The organism is Pseudomonas leptonychotis, assembly GCF_004920405.1.
In the GTDB taxonomy this organism is placed as follows: domain Bacteria; phylum Pseudomonadota; class Gammaproteobacteria; order Pseudomonadales; family Pseudomonadaceae; genus Aquipseudomonas; species Aquipseudomonas leptonychotis.
The window spans coordinates 741,690-762,714 of the sequence record NZ_RFLV01000001.1 but is presented as its reverse complement, the minus strand read 5'-3'; the positions used below and the strand labels follow the sequence as shown (position 1 = coordinate 762,714).

Sequence of the window (21,025 nt, the reverse complement as noted above, 5' to 3'; positions counted from 1 at the left end):
TTGCTGATTTAAAGAGGCTGTGCTGTGACCACTTCCGCTGCTGCAAATGCGCCTTTGGGCAGTCTTTATGTGGTTGCTACACCTATTGGCAATCTGGATGACATCAGTGCGCGAGCGCTAACCATCCTGCGCAATGTGGCCCTGATTGCCGCAGAAGACACCCGCCATTCGGCTCGGCTGATGCAGCACTTCGGTATTGGTACGCCCTTAACTGCTTGTCACGAGCACAATGAGCGCGATCAGGGTGGGCGTTTTTTAGCGCGTATGTTGGCGGGTGACGATGTGGCGCTGATATCCGATGCCGGTACGCCGCTGATTTCGGATCCCGGCTATCACCTGGTGCGTCAGGCGCGTGCAGCCGGCATTGCGGTGGTGCCAGTGCCGGGCGCTTGTGCACTGATTGCTGCGCTCTCTGCTGCGGGCTTACCGTCGGATCGTTTTATTTTTGAAGGTTTCCTGCCAGCCAAGTCAGCTGGGCGTCGCGCGCGACTTGAGCAGGTAAAGGAAGAGCCGCGCACGCTGATCTTCTATGAGGCGCCGCACCGCATTCTCGAGTGTCTGCAGGATATGCAGGCGGTGTTTGGTGATGAGCGTCCTGCGCTGCTGGCGCGCGAGCTGACCAAAACCTTCGAGACGCTCAAAGGCATGCCGCTGGCCGAGCTGGCGGCTTGGGTAGCTTCGGACAGTAACCAGCAGCGCGGCGAATGTGTGGTGCTGGTGGCGGGGTGGCAGGCGCCGGAGGGTGAGGATGCTGTCAGTGCCGAGGCCGTGCGCGTGCTCAATCTGTTACTGGCGGAAATGCCGCTCAAACGCGCGGCAGCACTGGCGGCGGAGATAACTGGGGTGCGCAAAAACTTGCTCTATCAGGTGGCCCTGGAGCAGCAGAAAGACGTTTAAACCTTGTCCTATGGGGCGCGTGCCGTTAACCTTGCCCGCGGAGAGTCGATCGGACAGTCGCTGCCGTGTTTCGTTCTGCGAAATGCGGGGGAGGAAAGTCCGGGCTCCATAGGGCGGAGTGCCAGGTAACGCCTGGGAGGCGTGAGCCTACGGAAAGTGCCACAGAAAATAACCGCCTAAGCACTTCGGTGCCGGTAAGGGTGAAAAGGTGCGGTAAGAGCGCACCGCGCGACTGGTAACAGTTCGTGGCTAGGCAAACCCCACTCGGAGCAAGACCAAATAGGGTTCCATTGGCGTGGCCCGCGCTGGAACCGGGTAGGTTGCTAAAGGCGTGCAGTGATGTACGTCGTAGAGGAATGACTGTCCTCGACAGAACCCGGCTTACAGATCGACTCTCCACCTTCCTCATTTATCCGCTTCACTGTTTCGCCTCCTTTCTAAGACCGAAAAAATCTTACTCTTAACAAACTACTTTAACTTCGTGGTTCAACGCGCTGCATAAGCTCATTTTTGTGCCTGCTTCTTCGTGTTGTTTCTCCGTTTTGCCTCTCTCAAAGTTCGCTAAATCGCCGTTCTATAAGGGTTTTTCCCGCCAAGCGCGCCTTGACGGTGGGGGCGTGCGTTCCTATAGTGTGCGCAAGTGGTAAGAAGTGGCACGAAGTGGGTTTTTTAGGCACGGATAGCTAATAAAAAAGGGGAAGCGCAATCGTGTTTCGCGGAGCAAACGCCATCAGTCTCGACGCCAAAGGGCGACTCGCGATGCCAAGTCGGTATCGGGATGAGCTTGTGTCGCGTGCCGCTGGCCAGCTGATCGTCACGATTGATGCTATTGACCCTTGCCTCTGTGTCTATCCCCTGTCCGAGTGGGAGCTGATTGAAGCCAAACTCCGCGAGCTCGCCTCCTTTCGTGAAGAAAACCGTCGTTTGCAGCGCTTGCTGATTGGCAATGCTGTTGACCTTGAGCTGGATGCCAGTGGTCGTTTCCTGGTTCCGCCGCGTCTGCGCGAATACGCCAAGTTAGACAAGCGCGCGATGTTGGTTGGTCAGCTCAATAAATTTCAATTGTGGGATGAAGATGCCTGGAATGCTGTGGCCGATGCCGATTTGGCCGCGATCAAGCAACCGGGCGCTCTATCCGACGACCTACGTGATCTGATCCTGTGACCATAACCAGCAACTTCCGCCATATTACTGTGCTACTCGACGAGGCTGTCGAAGGGCTGGCTGTGCGCGCCGATGGTTGTTATTTGGATGGCACCTTCGGGCGCGGGGGGCATAGTCGGTTGATCCTGGAAAAGCTTGGGCCAGACGGCCGCTTGCTAGGGTTCGATAAAGATCCCCTGGCAATTGCGACGGGAAATGCGCTAGCGGCCGAAGACGGCCGCTTTGTCGTTGTACAACGCAGCTTTGCTGAGCTGGGTGATGAGCTGGCGCAGCGTGATCTGGGCGGCAAAGTCAGCGGCATTCTGCTCGATCTCGGCGTGTCTTCGCCGCAGCTGGATGATGCTGAGCGCGGCTTCAGCTTTATGCACGATGGCCCGCTGGATATGCGCATGAACCCGGATGCGGGTGTCAGCGCCGCTGAATTTATCGCCCATGCAGCGGAAGAAGAAATTGCCCGCGTGCTCAAAGAGTACGGTGAAGAGCGTTTCGCTAAGCGTATGGCGCGGGCTGTCGTGCTGCGTCGTGCTGAGCAGCCGTTTACCCGCACCGCCGACCTGGCTCAGGTGCTGACCGTGGCCAATCCGGCCTGGGAAAAAGGTAAGAATCCGGCAACGCGCGCCTTTCAAGGGCTGCGCATTTATATCAATAACGAATTAGGTGATCTGGAGAGCGGGCTCGACGCCGCCTTGGAAAGCCTAGAGGTGGGTGGTCGTCTGGTGGTAATCAGCTTCCATTCGCTGGAAGACCGTATCGTCAAACTCTTTATGCGCAAGCATGCCAAGGGTGAAAGGGACACGCTGCCGCGTGATCTGCCGATTATTCCGCAGGCCTTTGAGCCGCGCTTGAAGTTGATGGGTAAGCCCGTGTTCGCCTCTGAGGCTGAGCTTGCGGCCAATCCGCGGTCGCGCAGTGCGGTGATGCGCATTGCCGAGAAGCTTCGATGAGCGCGCTCTTCGCCAAGCCATTGCCGGGTGGCAGCATGCTGATGCTGCTGCTGTTTGTGGCTGTGTTGGCGTCTGCAATCGGTGTTTCCTACAGCGCGCATTGGAATCGTCAGCTGCTCAATGAGCTGTATGCCGAACTGAGCGTGCGCGACAAGGCGCAAGCTGAGTGGGGGCGGCTGATTCTTGAGCAGAGCACTTGGACGGCGCATAACCGCATCGAGACGCTGGCTACCGAGCGGCTGGGTATGCGCATCCCCGATGCCGCCGAAGTCCGCATGGTGGCGCCATGATCGGGCTCGAGGGCGCACTCTACCCCTGGCGCTTTCGTCTGGTGCTGTTGGTATTGGTGCTGATGGTCGGCGCGATTGCCTGGCGTATCGTTGACCTGCAAGTGTTTGATCAGCGCTTTCTGCAGGCCCATGGCGACGCTCGTAGCGTGCGGCACATCCCGATTCCGGCGCATCGCGGCTTGATCACCGACCGCAACGGCGAGCCGTTGGCTGTCAGCACGCCGGTGACCACTTTGTGGGCCAACGGCAAAGAGCTGCAGAGTGGCAAAGCCCAGTGGGCTGAGTTGGCCGCGGCGCTGGGGCAGGAACCAAAAGCCTTCAACGTGCGCTTGCAGGCCAATGCCGAGCGCGAGTTTATGTATTTGGTGCGTGGGCTGACGCCTGAGCAGGGTCAGCGCATTCTCGATTTGAAAGTGCCAGGTGTGTATGGCATCGAAGAATTTCGTCGTTTCTATCCGGCCGGTGAGGTGGCAGCCCACGTAGTGGGTTTCACCGATATCGATGATCGCGGTCGCGAGGGGATGGAGCTTGCTTTTGAAGACTGGCTGGCTGGGGTGCCCGGCAAGCGTCAGGTGCTCAAGGACCGGCGCGGGCGGCTGATCAAGGATGTGCAGGTTGCACAGAATGCCAAGGCCGGTAAGACCTTGGCCTTGTCGATTGATCTGCGCCTGCAATACCTGGCGCATCGCGAGTTGCGTAATGCGCTGATTGAGTTCGGAGCCAAGGCCGGCAGTCTGGTCATGGTTGATGTGCGCACGGGTGAAGTGCTGGCGATGGTCAATCAGCCGACCTACAACCCGAATAATCGTCGTAGCTTGCAGCCCGCGGCGATGCGTAACCGGGCAATGATCGATGTGTTCGAGCCTGGCTCGACTATGAAGCCGTTTTCCATGAGCGCTGCGCTGGAAAGTGGGCGGTGGAAGGCTACGGATACGGTTGATGTCTACCCAGGTACCCTGAAAATCGGCAAATACACCATCCGCGACGTATCGCGCAGCACTGGTCCGCTCACGCTCACCGATATTTTGATCAAGTCGAGCAACGTCGGCATGAGCAAGATCGCTTTTGATATCGGTGGGCAGTCAATTTTTGAGGTTATGCAGCAGGTCGGTCTGGGTCAGGACACTGGGCTGGGCTTCCCGGGTGAGCGCGTCGGTAACCTGCCGAACTACCGTGAGTGGCGCAAAGCCGAGACGGCCACCTTGTCTTATGGCTATGGCTTGTCAGTCACCGCTGTACAGCTTGCCCATGCCTACTCAGTACTGGCTAACAATGGCCGCAGTACGCACCTGTCACTGGCGCGCGTTGACCGTAAGCCGGATTCCGTTCAGGTCATTCCCGAGGCGATCGCAACGGTCATTCAAGGGATGTTGCAGCAGGTCATTGAAGCCCCGGGTGGGGTGTATCGCGCCAAGGTTCCGGGTTATCACGTAGCAGGCAAGAGCGGTACGGCGCGTAAGGCCTCTGTAAGCAGCCGTGGCTACAAAGACAATGCCTATCGCTCGCTGTTTGCGGGTTTTGGTCCGGTCAGTGATCCGCGTATCGCCGTTGCCATTGTTATTGATGAACCCAGCCAAGGCGGCTATTACGGCGGCCTGGTATCTGCCCCGGTGTTTGGCAAGGTCATGGCCGGTGCGCTGCGTTTGATGAACGTTGCCCCGGATAATTTGCCGCCACCTGAGCCGGTCAAGGTTGAAACCGCAGCCGTTGATCCCCTTAAAGGAGGGCGTATCTGATGCCTATGCCCCTCAGTCAATTGTTGCCTGAAGCCGCCAGCTCAACGTTGATTCGTGAATTGACCCTGGACAGTCGCAAGGTGCGTCCGGGCGACCTGTTTCTCGCCGTACCCGGTACTCAGCAAGATGGCCGTGTACATATCGCGGATGCCGTTGCGCGGGGCGCGGCGGCCGTCGCGTTTGAAGCCGAAGGCGCGGCCGAGATGACCGCCAGTAGTAGCGAACTGGTGGCGATCAAAGGGTTGGCGAGCCAGCTTTCGGCGATTGCCGGGCGCTTCTATGGCGAACCTAGCCGCGGCATGCATCTGGTCGGGATTACCGGCACCAACGGCAAAACCAGTGTCAGTCAGCTGTTAGCTCAAGCCCTTGATCTGCTGGGCGAGCGCTGCGGCATCGTCGGCACCTTAGGTAATGGTTTCTACGGCGCGCTGGAGCAAGGTCGTCACACCACGCCCGATCCGATTGGCGTACAGGCCACCCTGGCCGACATGAAGAATGCCGGTGCTCGCGCAGTCGCCATGGAAGTGTCGTCCCATGGTCTGCACCAGGGGCGCGTTTCAGCGCTTGCGTTTGACGTGGCGGTGCTGACGAACCTGTCGCGCGATCATCTGGATTACCACGGCTCGATGCAGGCCTACGCTGAGGCGAAAGCGGCACTGTTCGCTTGGTCAGGCCTGCGTTGCCGCGTGCTCAATCTGGATGATGCCTTTGGTCGTGAGCTGGCGAGTGCTGAGCACGAATCGCGCCTGATCAGCTACAGCCTCGAAGATGATCGCGCCTATCTGTATTGCCGCGATGCGCAGTTTGATGAGCAGGGCGTACGCGGCACACTGGTCACGCCGCGTGGTGAGGGCAACCTGCGCAGCGCGCTGCTCGGGCGCTTTAATCTGAGCAACCTGTTGGCTGTGGTCGGCGCGCTGCTTGGTCTGGATTACCCGCTGGACGAAATTCTTAAAGTGCTGCCACAGCTGCAAGGCCCAATTGGTCGTATGCAGCGCTTGGGTGGTGCCGCTCCTGGGCGAGCCGTGCAGCCGCTGGTGGTGGTCGACTACGCACATACTCCCGATGCGTTGGAAAAAGTCCTTGAGGCTTTGCGTCCGCACGTCAAAGGTCGCCTGCTGTGCTTGTTCGGCTGTGGCGGTGACCGGGACAGCGGTAAGCGTCCGTTGATGGCGTCCGTGGTTGAGCGTCTGGCCGATGGCGTACTGGTGACCGATGACAATCCGCGTACGGAAACCCCTGAGCAGATTTTCAGCGACATCCGTGCCGGCTTTGCTGCCCCCGCGACCGTGCAGTTCGTGCATGGCCGTGGCCAGGCTATTGCCCAGCTGATTGCCGCTGCCAATGCCGATGATGTGTTGGTGCTGGCCGGTAAGGGCCATGAGGACTATCAGGAAATCAACGGCGTGCGTCAGCCGTTTTCTGACTTGGTAGAAGCCGGCAAAGCCCTGGCTGCATGGGAGGTGGCGCATGCTTAAGGCGCTGCATTTAAGCGACGTGGCAGCCGCGCTGGGTGCGCGGGTGATCGGTGCGGATGTGGCGTTTAATGCCGTCAGCAGCGACAGTCGGGCGATTGTTGCGGGTCAGCTGTTTGTCGCCCTGACCGGTCCACGTTTCGATGGCCATGACTACCTGGTTGAAGTCGCCGACAAAGGTGCCGTGGCTGCGCTGGTCCAGCGTGAAGTGCTGAATGTTCCGCTGCCACAGTTGTTGGTGGCCGATACCCGCCTGGCCCTTGGCCAGTTGGGTGCGCTCAACCGTCAAGCGTTCAATGCGCCCGTGGTGGCCATTACCGGCTCCAGCGGCAAGACCACGGTGAAGGAAATGCTTGCCAGCATCCTGCGTGAAGGCCTGCAAGGCCCAGTGCTGGCGACGCGTGGCAACCTGAATAACGACCTCGGCGCGCCACTGACCTTATTAGCGCTGGCGCCTGAGCATGTCGCTGGCGTGATCGAACTCGGCGCCAACCATGTCGGCGAGATTGCCTACACCGTCGGCCTGACTCAGCCGCAGGTGGCCATCATCAACAATGCCGGTAACGCCCATGTTGGCGAGTTCGGCGGGCCGGAAAAAATTGTCGAAGCCAAGGGTGAAATTCTCGAAGGGCTGAGTGCTGGCGGCGTCGCCGTCCTCAACCTAGACGACAGCGCCTTTGCTATCTGGCAGCAACGTGCTCAGGGGCGCGCCATTTGCTCGTTCGCCCTGCGCAATCCGGCGGCTGACGTTTACGCCAGTGAGCTGGCGCGCGATGCCCGTGGCTGCTCGGCCTTTACTTTGCAATGTGCCAGCGGTCAGGCGCGCATTCAGCTCAACCTGCTGGGTGAGCACAATGTCGCCAATGCCCTGGCCGCCGCAGCTGCTGCCCTGGCGCTGGGGATTAAACCTGCGGCGATCAAGTCTGGGCTGGAAAGCCTGCAACCAGTTAAAGGCCGCGCCGTTGCGCAGATTGCGCCGAGCGGTCTGCGGGTGATCGACGACAGCTACAACGCCAATCCAGCTTCTGTCTGCGCCGCCATCGATATTCTCACCGGTTTCCAGGGACGACGGGTGCTGGTGCTGGGTGATATCGGTGAGCTGGGCGAGTGGGCCGAGCAGGGCCATCGCCAGGTCGGCAGCTACGCGCTCGGTAAAGTCGATGCGGTTTATGCCGTCGGCCGGCTAATGGCCCATGCGATTGAAGAATTCGGCGCAAATGGCCGGCACTTCGCCGACCAAGCCAACCTGATTGACGCGCTTCGCGCCGAGCAGGGCGACACCACCCTTCTAATTAAAGGTTCACGCAGCGCCGCGATGGAAAACGTCGTGGCCGCACTGTGTGGCACATCCGGGGAGATGCACTAATGCTGCTGCTGCTGGCGGAGTACCTGCAACAGTTCCACAAGGGTTTCGCAGTGTTTCAGTACCTGACACTGCGCGGCATCTTGGGTGTTTTGACCGCCCTGGCGCTGTCGCTGTGGCTGGGCCCGTGGATGATCCGCACCCTACAGATTCGTCAGATTGGCCAGTCGGTGCGCAATGATGGCCCGCAGTCACATCTGTCGAAGAAGGGCACGCCGACCATGGGTGGCGCGTTGATTCTCTCGGCCATTGCCATCAGCACGCTGCTTTGGGCTGACCTGTCCAATCGCTACGTGTGGACTGTGCTCACCGTGACCTTGTTGTTCGGTGCCATTGGTTGGGTCGATGACTACCGCAAGGTGATCGAGAAGAATTCTAAGGGGCTGCCGAGCCGCTGGAAGTATTTTTGGCAGTCGGTGTTCGGCCTGGGTGCCGCGCTCTTCCTCTTTATGACTGCGCAGAGCCCGGTGGAGACCACCCTGATTCTGCCGATGCTCAAGGACTTCAGCCTGGAGCTGGGCCTGGGCTTCGTGGTGTTGACCTACTTCGTGATCGTCGGTTCTAGCAACGCAGTCAACCTCACCGACGGCCTGGATGGCCTGGCGATTCTGCCTACCGTGATGGTCGGCGGCGCGCTGGGGATCTTCTGCTATCTGTCGGGCAACGTGAAGTTTGCCGAATACCTGTTTATTCCCTATGTACCGGGCGCGGGCGAGCTGATCGTGTTCTGCGCCGCCCTGGTTGGCGCAGGCCTGGGGTTCCTCTGGTTCAACACCTACCCGGCACAAGTATTTATGGGTGACGTCGGCGCACTGGCCCTCGGCGCGGCCCTGGGCACCATCGCGGTCATCGTTCGCCAGGAAGTGGTGCTGTTCATCATGGGCGGCATCTTCGTGGTGGAAACCCTGTCGGTGATCATTCAAGTCGCGTCCTTCAAGTTGACCGGTAAGCGCGTGTTCCGCATGGCGCCGATCCACCACCACTTTGAATTGAAAGGCTGGCCCGAGCCGCGCGTGATCGTGCGCTTCTGGATCATCACCGTGATTTTGGTGCTGATCGGCCTTGCCACCCTGAAACTGCGTTGAGGAACCCATGACCCTGATCGCTTCTGACCACTTCCGCATCGTTGTCGGCCTCGGCAAGAGCGGCATGTCCCTGGTGCGTTTTCTCGCACGCCAGGGCTTGTCGTTTGCCGTGGTCGATACGCGTGCCAACCCGCCGGAGCTCGCCACCTTGCGTGAGCAGTTCCCGCAGGTGGAAGTGCGTTGCGGCGAGCTGGACGTGGACTTCCTCTGCCGCGCCAGCGAACTGCTGATCAGCCCCGGCCTGGCCATCGCCACCCCGGCGTTGCAAGCGGCGGCTGCGCGCGGCGTGAAGCTGTCCGGTGATATCGACCTGTTCGCCCGCTATGCCAAGGCGCCGATCGTGGCGATCACTGGCTCCAACGCCAAGAGCACCGTGACCACCCTGGTCGGTGAGATGGCCGCAGCAGCCGGCAAGAAGGTCGCCGTCGGTGGCAACCTCGGTACCCCGGCGCTGGACTTGCTTAGTGACGAAGTCGAGTTGTATGTCATGGAACTGTCGAGCTTCCAGCTGGAAACCACCGACCAGCTCAACGCTGAAGTGGCGACCTGCCTGAATATCAGTGAAGACCATATGGATCGCTACGCCGATCTGCCGGCTTATCACCTGGCTAAGCACCGCATCTTCCGTGGCGCGCGGCAGGTGGTGGTGAACCGCGACGACGCGCTGTCGCGTCCGCTGGTGGCCGATCAACTGCCGTGCTGGTACTTCGGCCTGGGCAAGCCGGACTTCAAGCGCTTTGGTTTGATTGAGGAAAACGGCGAGAAGTGCCTGGGCTATCAGTTCGCGGCGCTGCTGCCAGTGCGCGAGTTGAAGATTCGCGGTGCGCACAACCAATCCAATGCCTTGGCCGCGCTGGCGCTGGGCCATGCTGTGGGGCTGCCGTTCGAACCCATGTTGGCAACCCTCAAGCAGTTCGCTGGTCTGCCGCACCGCTGCCAGTGGGTGGGCGAGCGCAGCGCCGTGAGTTACTACGACGACTCAAAAGCCACCAACGTCGGTGCCGCGCTGGCCGCCATCGAAGGCCTGGGTGCGGATATCAGCGGCAAGCTGGTGCTGATCGCTGGTGGCGATGGCAAGGGCGCGGACTTCTCTGCACTGCGCGCGCCGGTCGCAAAATTCTGTCGCGCCGTGGTGTTGCTGGGTCGTGATGCTGAACTGCTGGCTGACGCACTGGTCGACGCCGCGCCGTTGATCCGGGTCAAGACCCTGGAGGAGGCAGTCCAGCGTGCTGCCGAGCTGGCCGAGGCGGGCGATGCAGTGCTGCTGTCGCCGGCCTGCGCCAGCCTGGATATGTTCAAGAACTTTGAAGAGCGCGGCCGTCTGTTCGCTCAGGCTGTGGAGGGTTTGCAATGATGCTTGCCCGTCTGCTCGCCGTGCCTTCGCCGCTGCATACGCGTCGTGGTATCGACATTGATTTCCCGTTACTCGCCGGTTGCCTGGCCTTGCTGGGCTTGGGCCTAGTGATGATCACCTCGGCGTCCTCGGAAGTGGCGGCAGTGCAGACGGGCAATCCGCTGTACCACATGATTCGTCATTTGATTTATCTGGCCATCGGTATTAGTGCAGCGCTGGTCACGCTTCTGGTGCCGATGGCGCTGTGGCAGCGTTACAGCGGCATGTTGCTCTTAGCCGCAGTGGTGCTGTTGATTCTGGTGTTGTTGCCGGGTATTGGTCGTGAAGTAAACGGTGCCAAGCGCTGGATCGGCCTGGGCATTTTCAACTTGCAACCGTCCGAACTGGCCAAGCTGTTTAGCGTGATGTTTATCGCCGCCTACCTAGTGCGCCGTCAGACGGAAGTACGCGAGAAGCTCACCGGCTTTATCAAACCAATGCTGGTGCTGGGTCCAATTGCAGCCTTGCTGCTGGCCGAGCCGGACTTCGGCGCGACCGTGGTGCTGGTTGGTGCGGCCATCGCCATGTTGTTTCTGGGCGGGGTTAACCTGCTGCGTTTTATTCCGCTGGCGGCCTGCGTACTCGGTTTGGGTGTGCTGGTGATGACCAGCCAGGCCTATCGCCTGGAGCGCTTGACCAACTTTGTTGACCCCTGGGCGGATCAGTACGGCGCCGGCTACCAGCTGAGCCAGGCCTTGATCGCCTTCGGTCGTGGTGAGTGGTTCGGCGTTGGCCTGGGTAACAGCGTGCAGAAGCAGTTCTACCTGCCGGAAGCGCATACCGACTTCGTGTTTGCCGTGCTGGCCGAAGAGCTGGGCATGGTCGGCGCCCTGATCACCGTCGCCCTGTTCGTGTTCGTCAGTGTGCGTGCGCTGTATATCGGCCTGTGGGCGGAGAAGGCCAAGCAGTTTTTTTCGGCCTATGTCGCTTACGGCCTGGCGTTCCTGTGGATCGGTCAGGTGCTGATCAATATCGGCGTGAATGTCGGCCTGCTGCCGACCAAGGGCTTGACCTTGCCATTCCTCAGCTACGGTGGCAGCTCGTTGGTGATCTGCTGCGTCAGCCTGGCGTTGCTGCTGCGTATCGAGTGGGAGCGCCGCACCCAGTTAGGCAATGAAGATGTCGACTTCAAGGAATCGGACTTCTTCGAAGGCCAGCCCGCCGAGGAGGTTCAGCATGCGCGGTAATGTGTTGATCATGGCTGGCGGCACCGGCGGGCACGTATTCCCGGCGCTGGCCTGCGCCCGCGAGTTTAAAGCGCGTGGCTACAGCGTGCATTGGCTGGGTACGCCGCGCGGTATCGAGAATGAACTGGTACCGGCAGCGGGTCTGCCGCTGCACCTGATCGACGTCAGCGGATTGCGCGGCAAGGGCAAACTGTCCCTGCTGAAAGCGCCGTTCCAACTGATCAAAGCGCTGTTTCAGGCACGCAAGGTGATGCGTGAGCTGCAGCCAGTGTGCGTGCTGGGCATGGGCGGTTATGTCACCGGTCCCGGCGGCCTGGCGGCGCGGATGAATGGCGCACCGCTGATCATCCACGAGCAGAATGCCGTGGCCGGCACCGCCAACCGCAGCCTGGTGCCATTTGCCAGCCGCGTGTGCGAGGCCTTCCCGAATACCTTCGGCAACAGCGACAAGCGCCGCACCACCGGCAACCCGGTGCGTGAAGAGCTGTTCCTGGAAACCCCGCGTGATTCGCTGCGCAATCGCCAGCCGCGTTTGCTGGTACTGGGCGGCAGCCTGGGCGCCGAGCCGCTGAACAAATTGCTGCCCGAAGCCCTGGCGCTGGTGGCGGCCGAGCTGCGCCCGCAAGTCTTCCATCAGGCCGGCAAGCAACACGATGTAATTACCACTGAACGCTATAGCGCGGTTGGCGTCGAAGCGCAGGTCGCGCCGTTTATCAAGGACATGGCGCGCGCTTATGCCTGGGCCGATCTGGTGGTGTGCCGCGCAGGCGCCTTGACCGTCAGCGAGCTGGCCGCCGCCGGTCTGCCTGCGTTCCTGCTGCCGCTGCCGCACGCGATCGATGATCACCAGACCCGCAATGCCGATTATCTGGCCAGTGCCGGCGCTGCCGTCCTGCTGCCACAACGTTCCACTGACGCCGCCAAGCTGGCCGCGCAGCTGACCGAGGTTTTGATGCACCCCGAACAACTCACTCATATGGCGCAGACGGCTCGTCGTCTGGCCAAGCCCGATGCAACCTGCACCGTTGTCGATATCTGCCTGGAGGTGGCCCGTGGCTAAGTCTCCCGCCGCTGCACGTTCGGAAATTCGCCGTATGCGCCGCATTCGCCGTATCCACTTTGTTGGCATCGGTGGCGCCGGTATGTGCGGTATCGCCGAAGTGCTGCTCAACCTCGGCTACGAAGTCTCCGGCTCCGATCTCAAGGCTTCGGCCGTGACCGAGCGCCTGGAAACCTTCGGTGCGCAGATTTTCATTGGCCACCGCGCCGAAAACGCTGAGCAGGCCGATGTACTGGTGGTGTCCAGCGCGGTAAATACCAGCAACCCGGAAGTCGCCACGGCCCTGGAGCGTCGTATTCCCGTAGTACCGCGCGCCGAAATGCTCGCCGAGCTGATGCGCTATCGCCACGGCATCGCCGTTGCTGGCACCCATGGCAAGACCACCACCACCAGCCTGCTGGCCTCGGTGTTCGCCGCTGGCGGCCTGGACCCGACGTTTGTCATCGGTGGCCGCCTGAATGCGGCCGGCACCAACGCGCAGCTGGGTAGCAGCCGTTACCTGATCGCTGAAGCCGATGAGAGTGACGCCAGCTTCCTGCACCTGCAGCCGATGGTCTCTGTGGTCACCAATATCGACATGGACCACATGAGCACCTATGGCGGTGACTTCAACAAGTTGAAGAAAACCTTCATCGAGTTCCTGCACAACCTGCCGTTCTATGGCTTGGCAGTGATGTGTGTGGATGACCCGATCGTGCGCGAGATTCTGCCGCAGGTGGCGCGTCCGACTGTGACTTACGGCTTCGATGACGGCGCCGACGTGCGTGCGATCAACGTGCGTCAGCAGGGCATGCAGACCTTCTTTACGGTGCTGCGCCGTGACCGCGAGCCGCTGGAGGTGTCGGTGAACATGCCGGGCAACCACAACGTATTGAACGCCCTGGCCACCATCGCCATTGCTAGCGACGAAGGCATCAGCGATGAAGCCATCGTCCAGGGGCTGTCAGGCTTTCAGGGTGTTGGTCGACGCTTCCAGGTCTACGGCGAGCTGCCGGTGGATGGCGGTAGCGTGATGCTGGTCGACGATTACGGCCACCACCCGCGCGAAGTCGCCGCAGTGATCAAGGCCGTACGCGGCGGTTGGCCGGAGCGCCGCCTGGTGATGGTCTATCAGCCGCACCGCTTCAGCCGCACCCGCGACCTGTATGACGACTTCGTGCAAGTGCTCGGTGACGCCAATGTGTTGCTGCTGATGGAGGTCTACCCCGCCGGTGAAGAGCCGATTCCGGGTGCCGATAGCCGTCACCTGTGCCACAGCATTCGTCAGCGTGGCCAGCTCGACCCGATCTATATCGAGCGCGGCATAGAGCTGGCCCCCATCGTCAAACCGCTGCTGCGCGCGGGCGACATTCTTCTTTGCCAAGGCGCCGGTGATATCGGTGGTTTGGCTCCGCAACTGTTGCAAAGCCCTTTGTTTGCAACAGCTGGCGGCAAGTCGTCAGGGGAGTCGAAATGAGCGCCGCTAGTTTGATCTGCCAAGTCCCGGTCGGCGCGTTCGGTCGTGTGGCCGTGCTGTTCGGCGGCAAGAGCGCCGAGCGTGAAGTTTCGCTGAACTCCGGCAATGCCGTGCTGCAGGCGTTGCTGGCTGCGGGTGTGGATGCGTTCGGTATCGATGCTGGCGATGACCTGCTGCAACGCCTGACGGCCGAAAAGATCGACCGTGCGTTTATCGTGCTGCACGGCCGTGGCGGCGAAGATGGCTCGATGCAGGGCCTGCTCGAATGCGCCGGGATTCCCTACACCGGCAGCGGCATCCTGGCTTCGGCCCTGGCCATGGACAAGCTGCGCACCAAGCGTGTGTGGTTGAGCCTCGGTTTGCCGACCCCGGCCCATGCCGCGCTGGTGAGTGAAGCCGATTGCCATGCAGCAGCTGCTGAGCTGGGCTTCCCTCTATTCGTCAAACCGGCCCATGAGGGTTCGAGCATCGGCATGGCCAAGGTCACCGATGTCGAGGCTTTGATTGCTGCCTGGAAGGATGCCAGTCGCTACGACTCGCAGGTGCTGGTTGAGCAGATGATCGCCGGTCCCGAATTCACCATCGCCATGTTGCGTGGCCAGGTGCTACCGCCAATTGCCTTGGGTACGCCGCACAGCTTCTACGACTACGACGCCAAGTACCTGGCCAATGACACCCAGTACCGCATTCCGTGCGGCCTTTCGGCAGAGAAGGAAGCCGAGCTGAAAGACCTCACTGCGCGTGCCTGCGAAGCCGTCGGTACCCAGGGTTGGGCCCGGGCCGACGTGATGCAGGATGGCGATGGCAAGTTCTGGCTGCTGGAAGTCAACACCGTGCCGGGTATGACTGACCATAGCCTGGTGCCGATGGCGGCCCGTGCTGCGGGGCTGGATTTTCAACAACTGGTGTTGGCGATTCTTGCTGACAGCCTTGAGGCGCGGGGTTAAGTCATGACGGCCACTGTGCGTCACCAGCCAGGCTCTTCCCGCGCCCCCGCGCGCGGCAAGCCTGCGCAGCGCGGCGCCAGCCGTTTGGTGGCCAAGGAGCCGCTCAGCTTGCGAGTGAGTTTGCCCAAAGCCCGCCTGAATGGACTGGGTGGCTGGATCAAGCATTTGGCTTGGCCGCTGTTATTGCTCGGTTTGGGCTACGGCACCTATGAGTTGTCCTTGCGTGCGTTGCCCTATGCCGATCAGCCGATTGCCACTATCAGCGTCGAAGGTGACCTCAGTTACGTCAATCAGCAGGCCGTGCAGCAGCGTATAGCGCCTTATGCCGATGCCAGCTTCTTCAGTGTTGACCTGCTGAGCATGCGCCGTGAGCTGGAGTCGATGCCTTGGATCGCCAGCGCCCAGGTGCGCCGCGTATGGCCGGATCAATTGGTGGTGCGGCTGGAAGAACAATTGCCGATTGCTCGCTGGGGCGATGAGGCATTGCTGAACAACCAAGGCGAAGCGTTCGCGCCGCTGGAACTGGCCAATTACCCGCACCTGCCGCAGCTGTATGGCCCCAAGCGTGCGCAGCAGCAGGTGATGCAGCAATACCAGGTGATCAGTCAAATGCTGCGCCCGCTGGGGTTTTCCGTGGCGCGTCTGGAGTTGCGTGAGCGTGGTAGCTGGTTCCTCTCCACCGGGCAGGGCATCGAACTGCTACTGGGGCGTGACCATTTGGTGGAAAAAATGCGCCGCTTCACGGCCATCTATGACAAGGCCTTGAAAGCGCAACAAACGAATATCGCGCGGATCGATCTGCGTTACGCCAACGGCCTGGCCGTGGCGTGGCGTGAGCCGGTTGCGCCCACGGCGGCACCAACCGCTGCTGTGCAGTGAATCAGGAGATGACAAGGACCATGGCAAACGTGCAGAGCGGCAAGATGATCGTCGGCCTCGATATTGGCACCTCCAAGGTAGTGGCGTTGGTCGGCGAAGTGAATGCGGACGGCCAGATAGAAATTGTCGGCATCGGCACTCACCCTTCGCGTGGCCTGAAGAAGGGCGTGGTGGTGAATATCGAATCGACCGTGCAGTCAATCCAGCGCGCCGTGGAAGAGGCTCAGCTGATGGCTGGTTGCCGCATCCATTCCGCGTTTGTGGGCGTGGCCGGTAATCACATCCGCAGCCTCAATAGCCACGGCATCGTCGCCATTCGTGATCGCGAAGTCAGCCCGGCTGACCTTGAGCGCGTACTCGACGCCGCTCAGGCTGTGGCCATTCCAGCCGATCAGCGTGTGCTGCATACCCTGCCGCAGGATTACGTGATCGATAACCAAGAAGGCGTGCGCGAGCCGTTGGGTATGTCCGGCGTGCGTCTGGAAGCCAAGGTGCATGTGGTGACCTGCGCCGTGAATGCTGCGCAGAACATCGAGAAGTGTGTGCGCCGCTGCGGCCTGGAAGTTGACGACATCATTCTTGAGCAATTGGCCTCGGCGTATGCCGTATTGACCGACGATGAGAAAGAACTGGGCGTGTGTCTGGTTGATATCGGTGGCGGCACCACCGATATCTGCATCTTCACCGAAGGTGCAATTCGTCACACCGCGGTGATTCCAATTGCCGGCGACCAAGTCACCAATGACATCGCCATGGCCCTGCGTACACCAACCCAGTATGCCGAAGAGATCAAGATTCGCTATGCTTGCGCGTTGGCCAAACTGGCCGGTGCTGGCGAAACCATCAAGGTGCCGAGCGTCGGCGATCGTCCGCCACGCGATTTGTCGCGGCAGTCCTTGGCCGAAGTGGTTGAACCACGTTATGACGAGCTGTTCACCCTGATTCAGGCTGAGCTGCGGCGCAGTGGTTACGAGGATTTGATTCCGGCCGGAATCGTCCTCACTGGCGGTACAGCGAAGATGGAAGGAGCCGTCGAGCTGGCCGAAGAAATTTTTCATATGCCGGTACGCCTGGGAATGCCCCAGGGTGTCAAAGGATTGGCCGACGTCGTGCGTAACCCTATCTATTCCACAGGTGTAGGCCTGTTGCTGTACGGGCTGCAAAAGCAGGCCGACGGCATCTCCATGTCTGCACTTGGCAGCTACAACGAAGAACCCAAACAACCTGTGTTGGAACGGCTGAAACGCTGGGTCCAGGGCAATTTCTAATTTTGCAGTAGGCGTTATAACTAGAAAGTAAAGGAGAGGGAAAATGTTTGAACTCGTAGACAGCGCTCCAGCTAGTGCAGTTATCAAGGTCATCGGCGTGGGCGGCGGCGGCGGTAATGCTGTCAATCACATGGCGAAAAACAACATTGAGGGCGTTGAGTTCATCTGCGCCAACACGGATGCTCAAGCACTGAAAAATATTGGTGCACGTACCGTTCTGCAGCTAGGCACTGCAGTGACTAAAGGTCTCGGTGCGGGTGCTAACCCAGAAGTTGGCCGTCAGGCGGCTATGGAAGACCGTGAGCGTATCGCTGAAGTGCTGCAAGGCACCGATATGGTCTTTATCACCACCGGCATGGGCGGCGGTACCGGTACCGGTGCAGCTCCAGTCATCGCCCAAGTGGCCAAGGAAATGGGCATCCTCACTGTTGCGGTGGTGACCCGTCCGTTCCCGTTCGAAGGCAAGAAGCGCATGCTGATCGCCGAAGAAGGTATCCGCGCCCTGTCGGAAAGCGTCGACTCGCTGATCACCATCCCCAACGAAAAACTGCTGACCATCCTTGGTAAGGACGCCAGCCTGCTGTCGGCTTTTGCCAAGGCTGACGATGTACTGGCCGGTGCCGTGCGCGGTATCTCCGACATCATCAAGCGTCCAGGCATGATCAACGTCGACTTCGCTGACGTGAAAACAGTGATGAGCGAAATGGGCATGGCGATGATGGGCACTGGCTGCGCCAGCGGTCCGAACCGCGCCCGTGAAGCGACTGAGGCGGCGATTCGTAACCCGTTGCTGGAAGACGTCAACCTGCAAGGTGCACGCGGCATTCTGGTGAACATCACTGCCGGTCCTGACCTGTCCCTGGGTGAGTACTCCGACGTGGGTAACATCATCGAGCAGTTCGCATCCGAGCACGCCACCGTCAAGGTCGGCACCGTGATCGATCCGGACATGCGCGACGAGCTGCATGTGACCGTGGTTGCTACGGGTCTGGGTGCGCGTATCGAGAAGCCGGTCAAGGTTATCGACAATACTGTGCAAGTTTCTGCCGGCACTGGCAGCAACGCCGCTGCCCCGGCGCGCGCCGAACACAGCGTCAACTACAAGGACTACGAGCGCCCAACCGTTCAGCGTCAAAGCCACGGCGGCGCGGCTACTGCAGCGAAGCTGAATCCGCAGGATGATCTGGATTACCTGGACATCCCGGCGTTCCTGCGTCGTCAGGCCGATTGATGGAATGTATCAGGAGCATTGGGGTGATTGGTGTTCAGCAAAGGCCGGTTCTGCTATTATCGCCGGCCATTGTTGAAAACAATTCGCAACTAGCGCTATAGCGGCCAAAGCCATGATCAGACAACGCACCCTGAAGAACATTATCCGCGCCACTGGCGTAGGCCTGCATTCCGGGGAAAAGGTATACCTGACCCTGAAGCCGGCACCGGTGGACACCGGTATTGTGTTCCGTCGTACCGACTTGGACCCTGTCGTGGAAATTCCCGCGCGTGCAGGTAATGTTGGTGAAACCACCATGTCGACCACATTGGTCAATGGTGATGTCAAGGTGGACACGGTAGAGCACCTGCTTTCGGCCATGGCTGGCCTGGGCATCGATAACGCCTACGTCGAGCTCTCCGCGTCCGAAGTGCCGATCATGGATGGCAGCGCCGGACCTTTTGTATTCCTGATTCAATCCGCTGGCCTGCAAGAGCAGGAAGCCCACAAGCAGTTCATCCGTATTCTTCGCGAAGTCACTGTTGAAGAGGGCGACAAACGCGCCACCTTCGTGCCTTTCGAAGGGTTTAAGGTGACCTTCGAGATCGATTTCGATCACCCGGTCTTCCGCAATCGCACCCAGTCGGCCAGCGTGGATTTCTCCAGCACGTCTTTCGTGAAGGAAGTGAGTCGCGCACGTACGTTCGGTTTTATGCGTGATATCGAGTTCCTGCGTTCGCAGAACCTGGCGCTCGGCGGCAGCGTAGATAACGCCATCGTAGTAGATGAATTTCGGGTATTGAACGAAGACGGCCTGCGTTACGAGGACGAGTTCGTCAAACACAAGATTCTCGATGCGATCGGTGATCTTTACCTGCTGGGTAACAGCCTGATTGGCGAGTTCAAGGGCTTCAAGTCGGGGCATTCGCTGAATAATCGCCTGCTGCGCGCCCTGATCGAACAGACTGATGCGTGGGAAGTCGTAACCTTCGACGACCCTAATACTGCGCCAATCTCTTATATGCGTCCGGTTGCGGCCGTGTAACGTAATACCCTCCTTCTTTATTTTTCAAGGCCACCTTTGGGTGGCCTTTTTTTATCTACGTTATAGCGGCTGATGTGCTCAGTCGTTGGGTTTGCCATGTTTGGCCAGGCGCTCCAGGGCGGCGCGTAATTTGGGGTCGCTGATGCCATCAGCGGTCGCTTGGATGTTTTCTGCGGCGCTGCTGGAGAGGCTGATTGTGCGACCCGAAGCACGCCTTTCGGCGGTCGGAGGTTGCACCTTGAATAGGATCTTCGTTAAGGTCGCGAACTCTTCGAGTGCCTGCAGCTGTTTCAACAAGCGTTTTTGTTGATAGCGCAGGCGCGTGGCCCAATGGCCGTCGGTGATTATCAGCAGCAGGCAACCCTCGCGCCATGACGCCACATGGCAATGTTCGCGAGCAGCCGGTTGCAGCTGGCTTTCCAAGAGGTGCTGTAGGCGATCAATGCGTTGCGCTTGATTGAACAGCGCCTTCAGGGGCTTCGCTTCGCGTAACAGCGCGGCGGGAGCACGGGCCGGCAAAGGACGAAATGTCATGGCAGGACGCCTGAAAAAGTGAAGTCGCCATGGTAGCAGAATCGCTGCTGCCGGCCGTGGCTTCACCACTAGGGGAAGGCCGTGCACATTATTCTACTCAGTCGGCATCATGGTGCCGCACGCTCGCTCAGTTTAGATTTACGTTGGTTATTGCTGGCGTTACTGGTGGCGCTCGGCGCAGCGCTGGCCAGTGGTGTGGTCGTGGGTGCCTGGTGGGCGCCGGCGACGGTGAAAGTTCAGGACGATACACAGCTCAATCAGGTGATGGATCAGCAGCGTGCCGAAGTTGGCGAGGTGCGCCGTGACGCACAGCGTCAGCTGGATGCTTTCGCCGTGCATGTGGCCGAGTTGCAGGCGCGCCTGACGCGCCTGGATGCTCTGGGCGCACGCCTGACCGAGTTAGCGGAGCTGGATGCCAATGAATTCGATTTCTCGCTTAACGTGGGGCAGGGCGGTGCTGAAGATGCTCTGGGCGACGCCGCCTATGCGCCGCCGCCTTTTATGGATGAGCTCGATCGCCTGAGCTTGCGGCTGGATAGTCGCGAACAGCTGCTGGAGGTGCTGGAGCAACTGATCGGTGAACGCCAGTTGAGTGAGGGTGAATACCTGTCTGGAATGCCCGTGCGTCAAGGCTATATGTCTTCGCCGTTCGGTCGGCGGGTTCATCCGCTAACCGGGCGCAATACCCAGCATAAGGGTGTCGATTTTGCTGCTAAGCCAGGCAGTGATGTCGTGGCTGTAGCGGCTGGCGTGGTGAGCTTCTCTGGGGTCAAGTCGGGTTATGGGCATACGGTGGAGATCAGTCATGCTGACGGCTACACCACTCTTTACGCACACAATAAGAGCAATAACGTGCAGATTGGCGACCTGGTCCAGCGCGGCCAAACCATTGCCGCGGTTGGTCGCAGCGGCCGCGCCAGTGGGTACCATGTGCACTTCGAAGTTACCAAGAGTGGTCGGTTGGTCAATCCAGCCAGCTACATAGCTCGAGTGAGCGACGTCGAATAACGCCGCTTTCCTCATTAGCGTTTCCGAGTAGAATGCCCGCTTCGCACGCAGCCATAAAGGCTGCATGGATGGCTGTTCAGCCAC

At 60.1% G+C, this 21,025-nt stretch carries 19 protein-coding genes and 1 other RNA gene; 19 read left to right on the top strand and 1 reads right to left on the bottom strand.

The genetic code is table 11. From position 1 onward, the window contains the following. The first annotated feature begins 54 nt into the window (after nt 1-54). The 18 genes from rsmI to lpxC all read left to right on the top strand — a co-directional run bounded on the left by rsmI (nt 55) and on the right by lpxC (nt 19,399). Entirely contained in the window at nt 55-897 is an 843-nt protein-coding gene (gene rsmI / locus D8779_RS03425) for a 16S rRNA (cytidine(1402)-2'-O)-methyltransferase (RefSeq protein ID WP_167492559.1), read from the top strand. 41 nt (nt 898-938) lie between these two features. After that, nucleotides 939-1,297: RNase P RNA component class A (gene rnpB / locus D8779_RS03420), an RNA gene on the top strand. Nucleotides 1,298-1,605: 308 nt separating this feature from the next. Continuing rightward, nucleotides 1,606-2,061 (top strand): division/cell wall cluster transcriptional repressor MraZ, encoded by a 456-nt coding sequence (gene mraZ / locus D8779_RS03415; RefSeq protein WP_136663056.1) that lies wholly within the window; start codon nt 1,606-1,608, stop codon nt 2,059-2,061. After that, nucleotides 2,058-3,005, top strand: a complete 948-nt coding sequence (gene rsmH / locus D8779_RS03410) for a 16S rRNA (cytosine(1402)-N(4))-methyltransferase RsmH (protein ID WP_136663055.1) — start codon at nt 2,058-2,060, stop codon at nt 3,003-3,005. The genes mraZ and rsmH overlap by 4 nt, the downstream gene beginning before the upstream one ends. Continuing rightward, nucleotides 3,002-3,295: a cell division protein FtsL gene (ftsL, locus tag D8779_RS03405; RefSeq protein ID WP_136663054.1), complete on the top strand. Its 294-nt coding sequence runs from the start codon at nt 3,002-3,004 to the stop codon at nt 3,293-3,295. Before rsmH ends, ftsL begins: the two co-directional genes overlap by 4 nt. Further along, nucleotides 3,292-5,031, top strand: a complete 1,740-nt coding sequence (locus tag D8779_RS03400; protein WP_136663053.1) for a peptidoglycan D,D-transpeptidase FtsI family protein — start codon at nt 3,292-3,294, stop codon at nt 5,029-5,031. The genes ftsL and D8779_RS03400 overlap by 4 nt, the downstream gene beginning before the upstream one ends. Further along, complete coding sequence (locus tag D8779_RS03395; protein ID WP_136663052.1) at nt 5,031-6,509, top strand: UDP-N-acetylmuramoyl-L-alanyl-D-glutamate--2,6-diaminopimelate ligase; 1,479 nt, start codon at nt 5,031-5,033, stop codon at nt 6,507-6,509. Before D8779_RS03400 ends, D8779_RS03395 begins: the two co-directional genes overlap by 1 nt. Next, a complete protein-coding gene (locus D8779_RS03390; RefSeq protein WP_136663051.1) occupies nt 6,502-7,872 on the top strand; it encodes a UDP-N-acetylmuramoyl-tripeptide--D-alanyl-D-alanine ligase in 1,371 nt (456 codons plus the stop codon). Before D8779_RS03395 ends, D8779_RS03390 begins: the two co-directional genes overlap by 8 nt. Further along, on the top strand, nt 7,872-8,954 hold the full coding sequence (gene mraY, locus D8779_RS03385) for a phospho-N-acetylmuramoyl-pentapeptide-transferase (RefSeq protein ID WP_136663050.1): 1,083 nt from the start codon (nt 7,872-7,874) through the stop codon (nt 8,952-8,954). The genes D8779_RS03390 and mraY overlap by 1 nt, the downstream gene beginning before the upstream one ends. Before the next feature lie 7 nt (nt 8,955-8,961). Continuing rightward, nucleotides 8,962-10,308, top strand: coding sequence for a UDP-N-acetylmuramoyl-L-alanine--D-glutamate ligase (murD, locus tag D8779_RS03380; protein WP_136663049.1), 1,347 nt, complete (start codon nt 8,962-8,964; stop codon nt 10,306-10,308). Further along, on the top strand, nt 10,308-11,534 hold the full coding sequence (gene ftsW / locus D8779_RS03375) for a putative lipid II flippase FtsW (RefSeq protein WP_136664418.1): 1,227 nt from the start codon (nt 10,308-10,310) through the stop codon (nt 11,532-11,534). The genes murD and ftsW overlap by 1 nt, the downstream gene beginning before the upstream one ends. Further along, the gene (gene murG, locus D8779_RS03370; RefSeq protein WP_136663048.1) at nt 11,524-12,594 is read left to right on the top strand and encodes an undecaprenyldiphospho-muramoylpentapeptide beta-N-acetylglucosaminyltransferase; all 1,071 of its coding nucleotides are present in this window, start codon (nt 11,524-11,526) and stop codon (nt 12,592-12,594) included. Before ftsW ends, murG begins: the two co-directional genes overlap by 11 nt. Before the next feature lie 34 nt (nt 12,595-12,628). Continuing rightward, nucleotides 12,629-14,050: a UDP-N-acetylmuramate--L-alanine ligase gene (murC, locus tag D8779_RS03365; RefSeq protein ID WP_240789710.1), complete on the top strand. Its 1,422-nt coding sequence runs from the start codon at nt 12,629-12,631 to the stop codon at nt 14,048-14,050. Next, nucleotides 14,047-14,997, top strand: coding sequence for a D-alanine--D-alanine ligase (locus D8779_RS03360; RefSeq protein WP_136663046.1), 951 nt, complete (start codon nt 14,047-14,049; stop codon nt 14,995-14,997). Before murC ends, D8779_RS03360 begins: the two co-directional genes overlap by 4 nt. A 3-nt stretch (nt 14,998-15,000) precedes the next feature. Further along, nucleotides 15,001-15,876, top strand: a complete 876-nt coding sequence (locus D8779_RS03355) for a cell division protein FtsQ/DivIB (RefSeq protein WP_136663045.1) — start codon at nt 15,001-15,003, stop codon at nt 15,874-15,876. A gap of 20 nt (nt 15,877-15,896) precedes the next feature. Next, nucleotides 15,897-17,144 (top strand): cell division protein FtsA, encoded by a 1,248-nt coding sequence (ftsA, locus tag D8779_RS03350; protein ID WP_136663044.1) that lies wholly within the window; start codon nt 15,897-15,899, stop codon nt 17,142-17,144. A 43-nt stretch (nt 17,145-17,187) separates the two neighbouring features. Beyond that, nucleotides 17,188-18,375, top strand: a complete 1,188-nt coding sequence (gene ftsZ, locus D8779_RS03345) for a cell division protein FtsZ (protein WP_136663043.1) — start codon at nt 17,188-17,190, stop codon at nt 18,373-18,375. 112 nt (nt 18,376-18,487) lie between these two features. Then, nucleotides 18,488-19,399, top strand: a complete 912-nt coding sequence (gene lpxC / locus D8779_RS03340) for a UDP-3-O-acyl-N-acetylglucosamine deacetylase (RefSeq protein ID WP_136663042.1) — start codon at nt 18,488-18,490, stop codon at nt 19,397-19,399. Nucleotides 19,400-19,477: 78 nt separating this feature from the next. Here lpxC and D8779_RS03335 read toward each other — a convergent pair whose 3' ends face one another. Further along, nucleotides 19,478-19,933, bottom strand: a complete 456-nt coding sequence (locus D8779_RS03335) for a DUF721 domain-containing protein (protein ID WP_136663041.1) — start codon at nt 19,931-19,933, stop codon at nt 19,478-19,480. An 81-nt stretch (nt 19,934-20,014) separates the two neighbouring features. Between D8779_RS03335 and D8779_RS03330 the strand changes: the two genes are divergently transcribed. Continuing rightward, nucleotides 20,015-20,941, top strand: coding sequence for a M23 family metallopeptidase (locus tag D8779_RS03330; RefSeq protein WP_136663040.1), 927 nt, complete (start codon nt 20,015-20,017; stop codon nt 20,939-20,941). Nucleotides 20,942-21,025 lie beyond the last annotated feature (84 nt).

Excerpts from the sequence above, each read along its gene's own strand:
- ftsL (WP_136663054.1), top strand. The coding sequence starts at position 3,002 with ATGAGCGCGCTCTTCGCCAAGCCATTGCCGGGTGGCAGCATGCTGATG.
- D8779_RS03400 (WP_136663053.1), top strand. The coding sequence starts at position 3,292 with ATGATCGGGCTCGAGGGCGCACTCTACCCCTGGCGCTTTCGTCTGGTG.
- D8779_RS03395 (WP_136663052.1), top strand. The coding sequence starts at position 5,031 with ATGCCTATGCCCCTCAGTCAATTGTTGCCTGAAGCCGCCAGCTCAACG.
- D8779_RS03390 (WP_136663051.1), top strand. The coding sequence starts at position 6,502 with ATGCTTAAGGCGCTGCATTTAAGCGACGTGGCAGCCGCGCTGGGTGCG.
- mraY (WP_136663050.1), top strand. The coding sequence starts at position 7,872 with ATGCTGCTGCTGCTGGCGGAGTACCTGCAACAGTTCCACAAGGGTTTC.
- murD (WP_136663049.1), top strand. The coding sequence starts at position 8,962 with ATGACCCTGATCGCTTCTGACCACTTCCGCATCGTTGTCGGCCTCGGC.
- ftsW (WP_136664418.1), top strand. The coding sequence starts at position 10,308 with ATGCTTGCCCGTCTGCTCGCCGTGCCTTCGCCGCTGCATACGCGTCGT.
- murG (WP_136663048.1), top strand. The coding sequence starts at position 11,524 with ATGCGCGGTAATGTGTTGATCATGGCTGGCGGCACCGGCGGGCACGTA.
- murC (WP_240789710.1), top strand. The coding sequence starts at position 12,629 with ATGCGCCGCATTCGCCGTATCCACTTTGTTGGCATCGGTGGCGCCGGT.
- D8779_RS03360 (WP_136663046.1), top strand. The coding sequence starts at position 14,047 with ATGAGCGCCGCTAGTTTGATCTGCCAAGTCCCGGTCGGCGCGTTCGGT.
- D8779_RS03355 (WP_136663045.1), top strand. The coding sequence starts at position 15,001 with ATGACGGCCACTGTGCGTCACCAGCCAGGCTCTTCCCGCGCCCCCGCG.
- ftsA (WP_136663044.1), top strand. The coding sequence starts at position 15,897 with ATGGCAAACGTGCAGAGCGGCAAGATGATCGTCGGCCTCGATATTGGC.
- ftsZ (WP_136663043.1), top strand. The coding sequence starts at position 17,188 with ATGTTTGAACTCGTAGACAGCGCTCCAGCTAGTGCAGTTATCAAGGTC.
- lpxC (WP_136663042.1), top strand. The coding sequence starts at position 18,488 with ATGATCAGACAACGCACCCTGAAGAACATTATCCGCGCCACTGGCGTA.
- D8779_RS03335 (WP_136663041.1), bottom strand. The coding sequence starts at position 19,933 with ATGACATTTCGTCCTTTGCCGGCCCGTGCTCCCGCCGCGCTGTTACGC.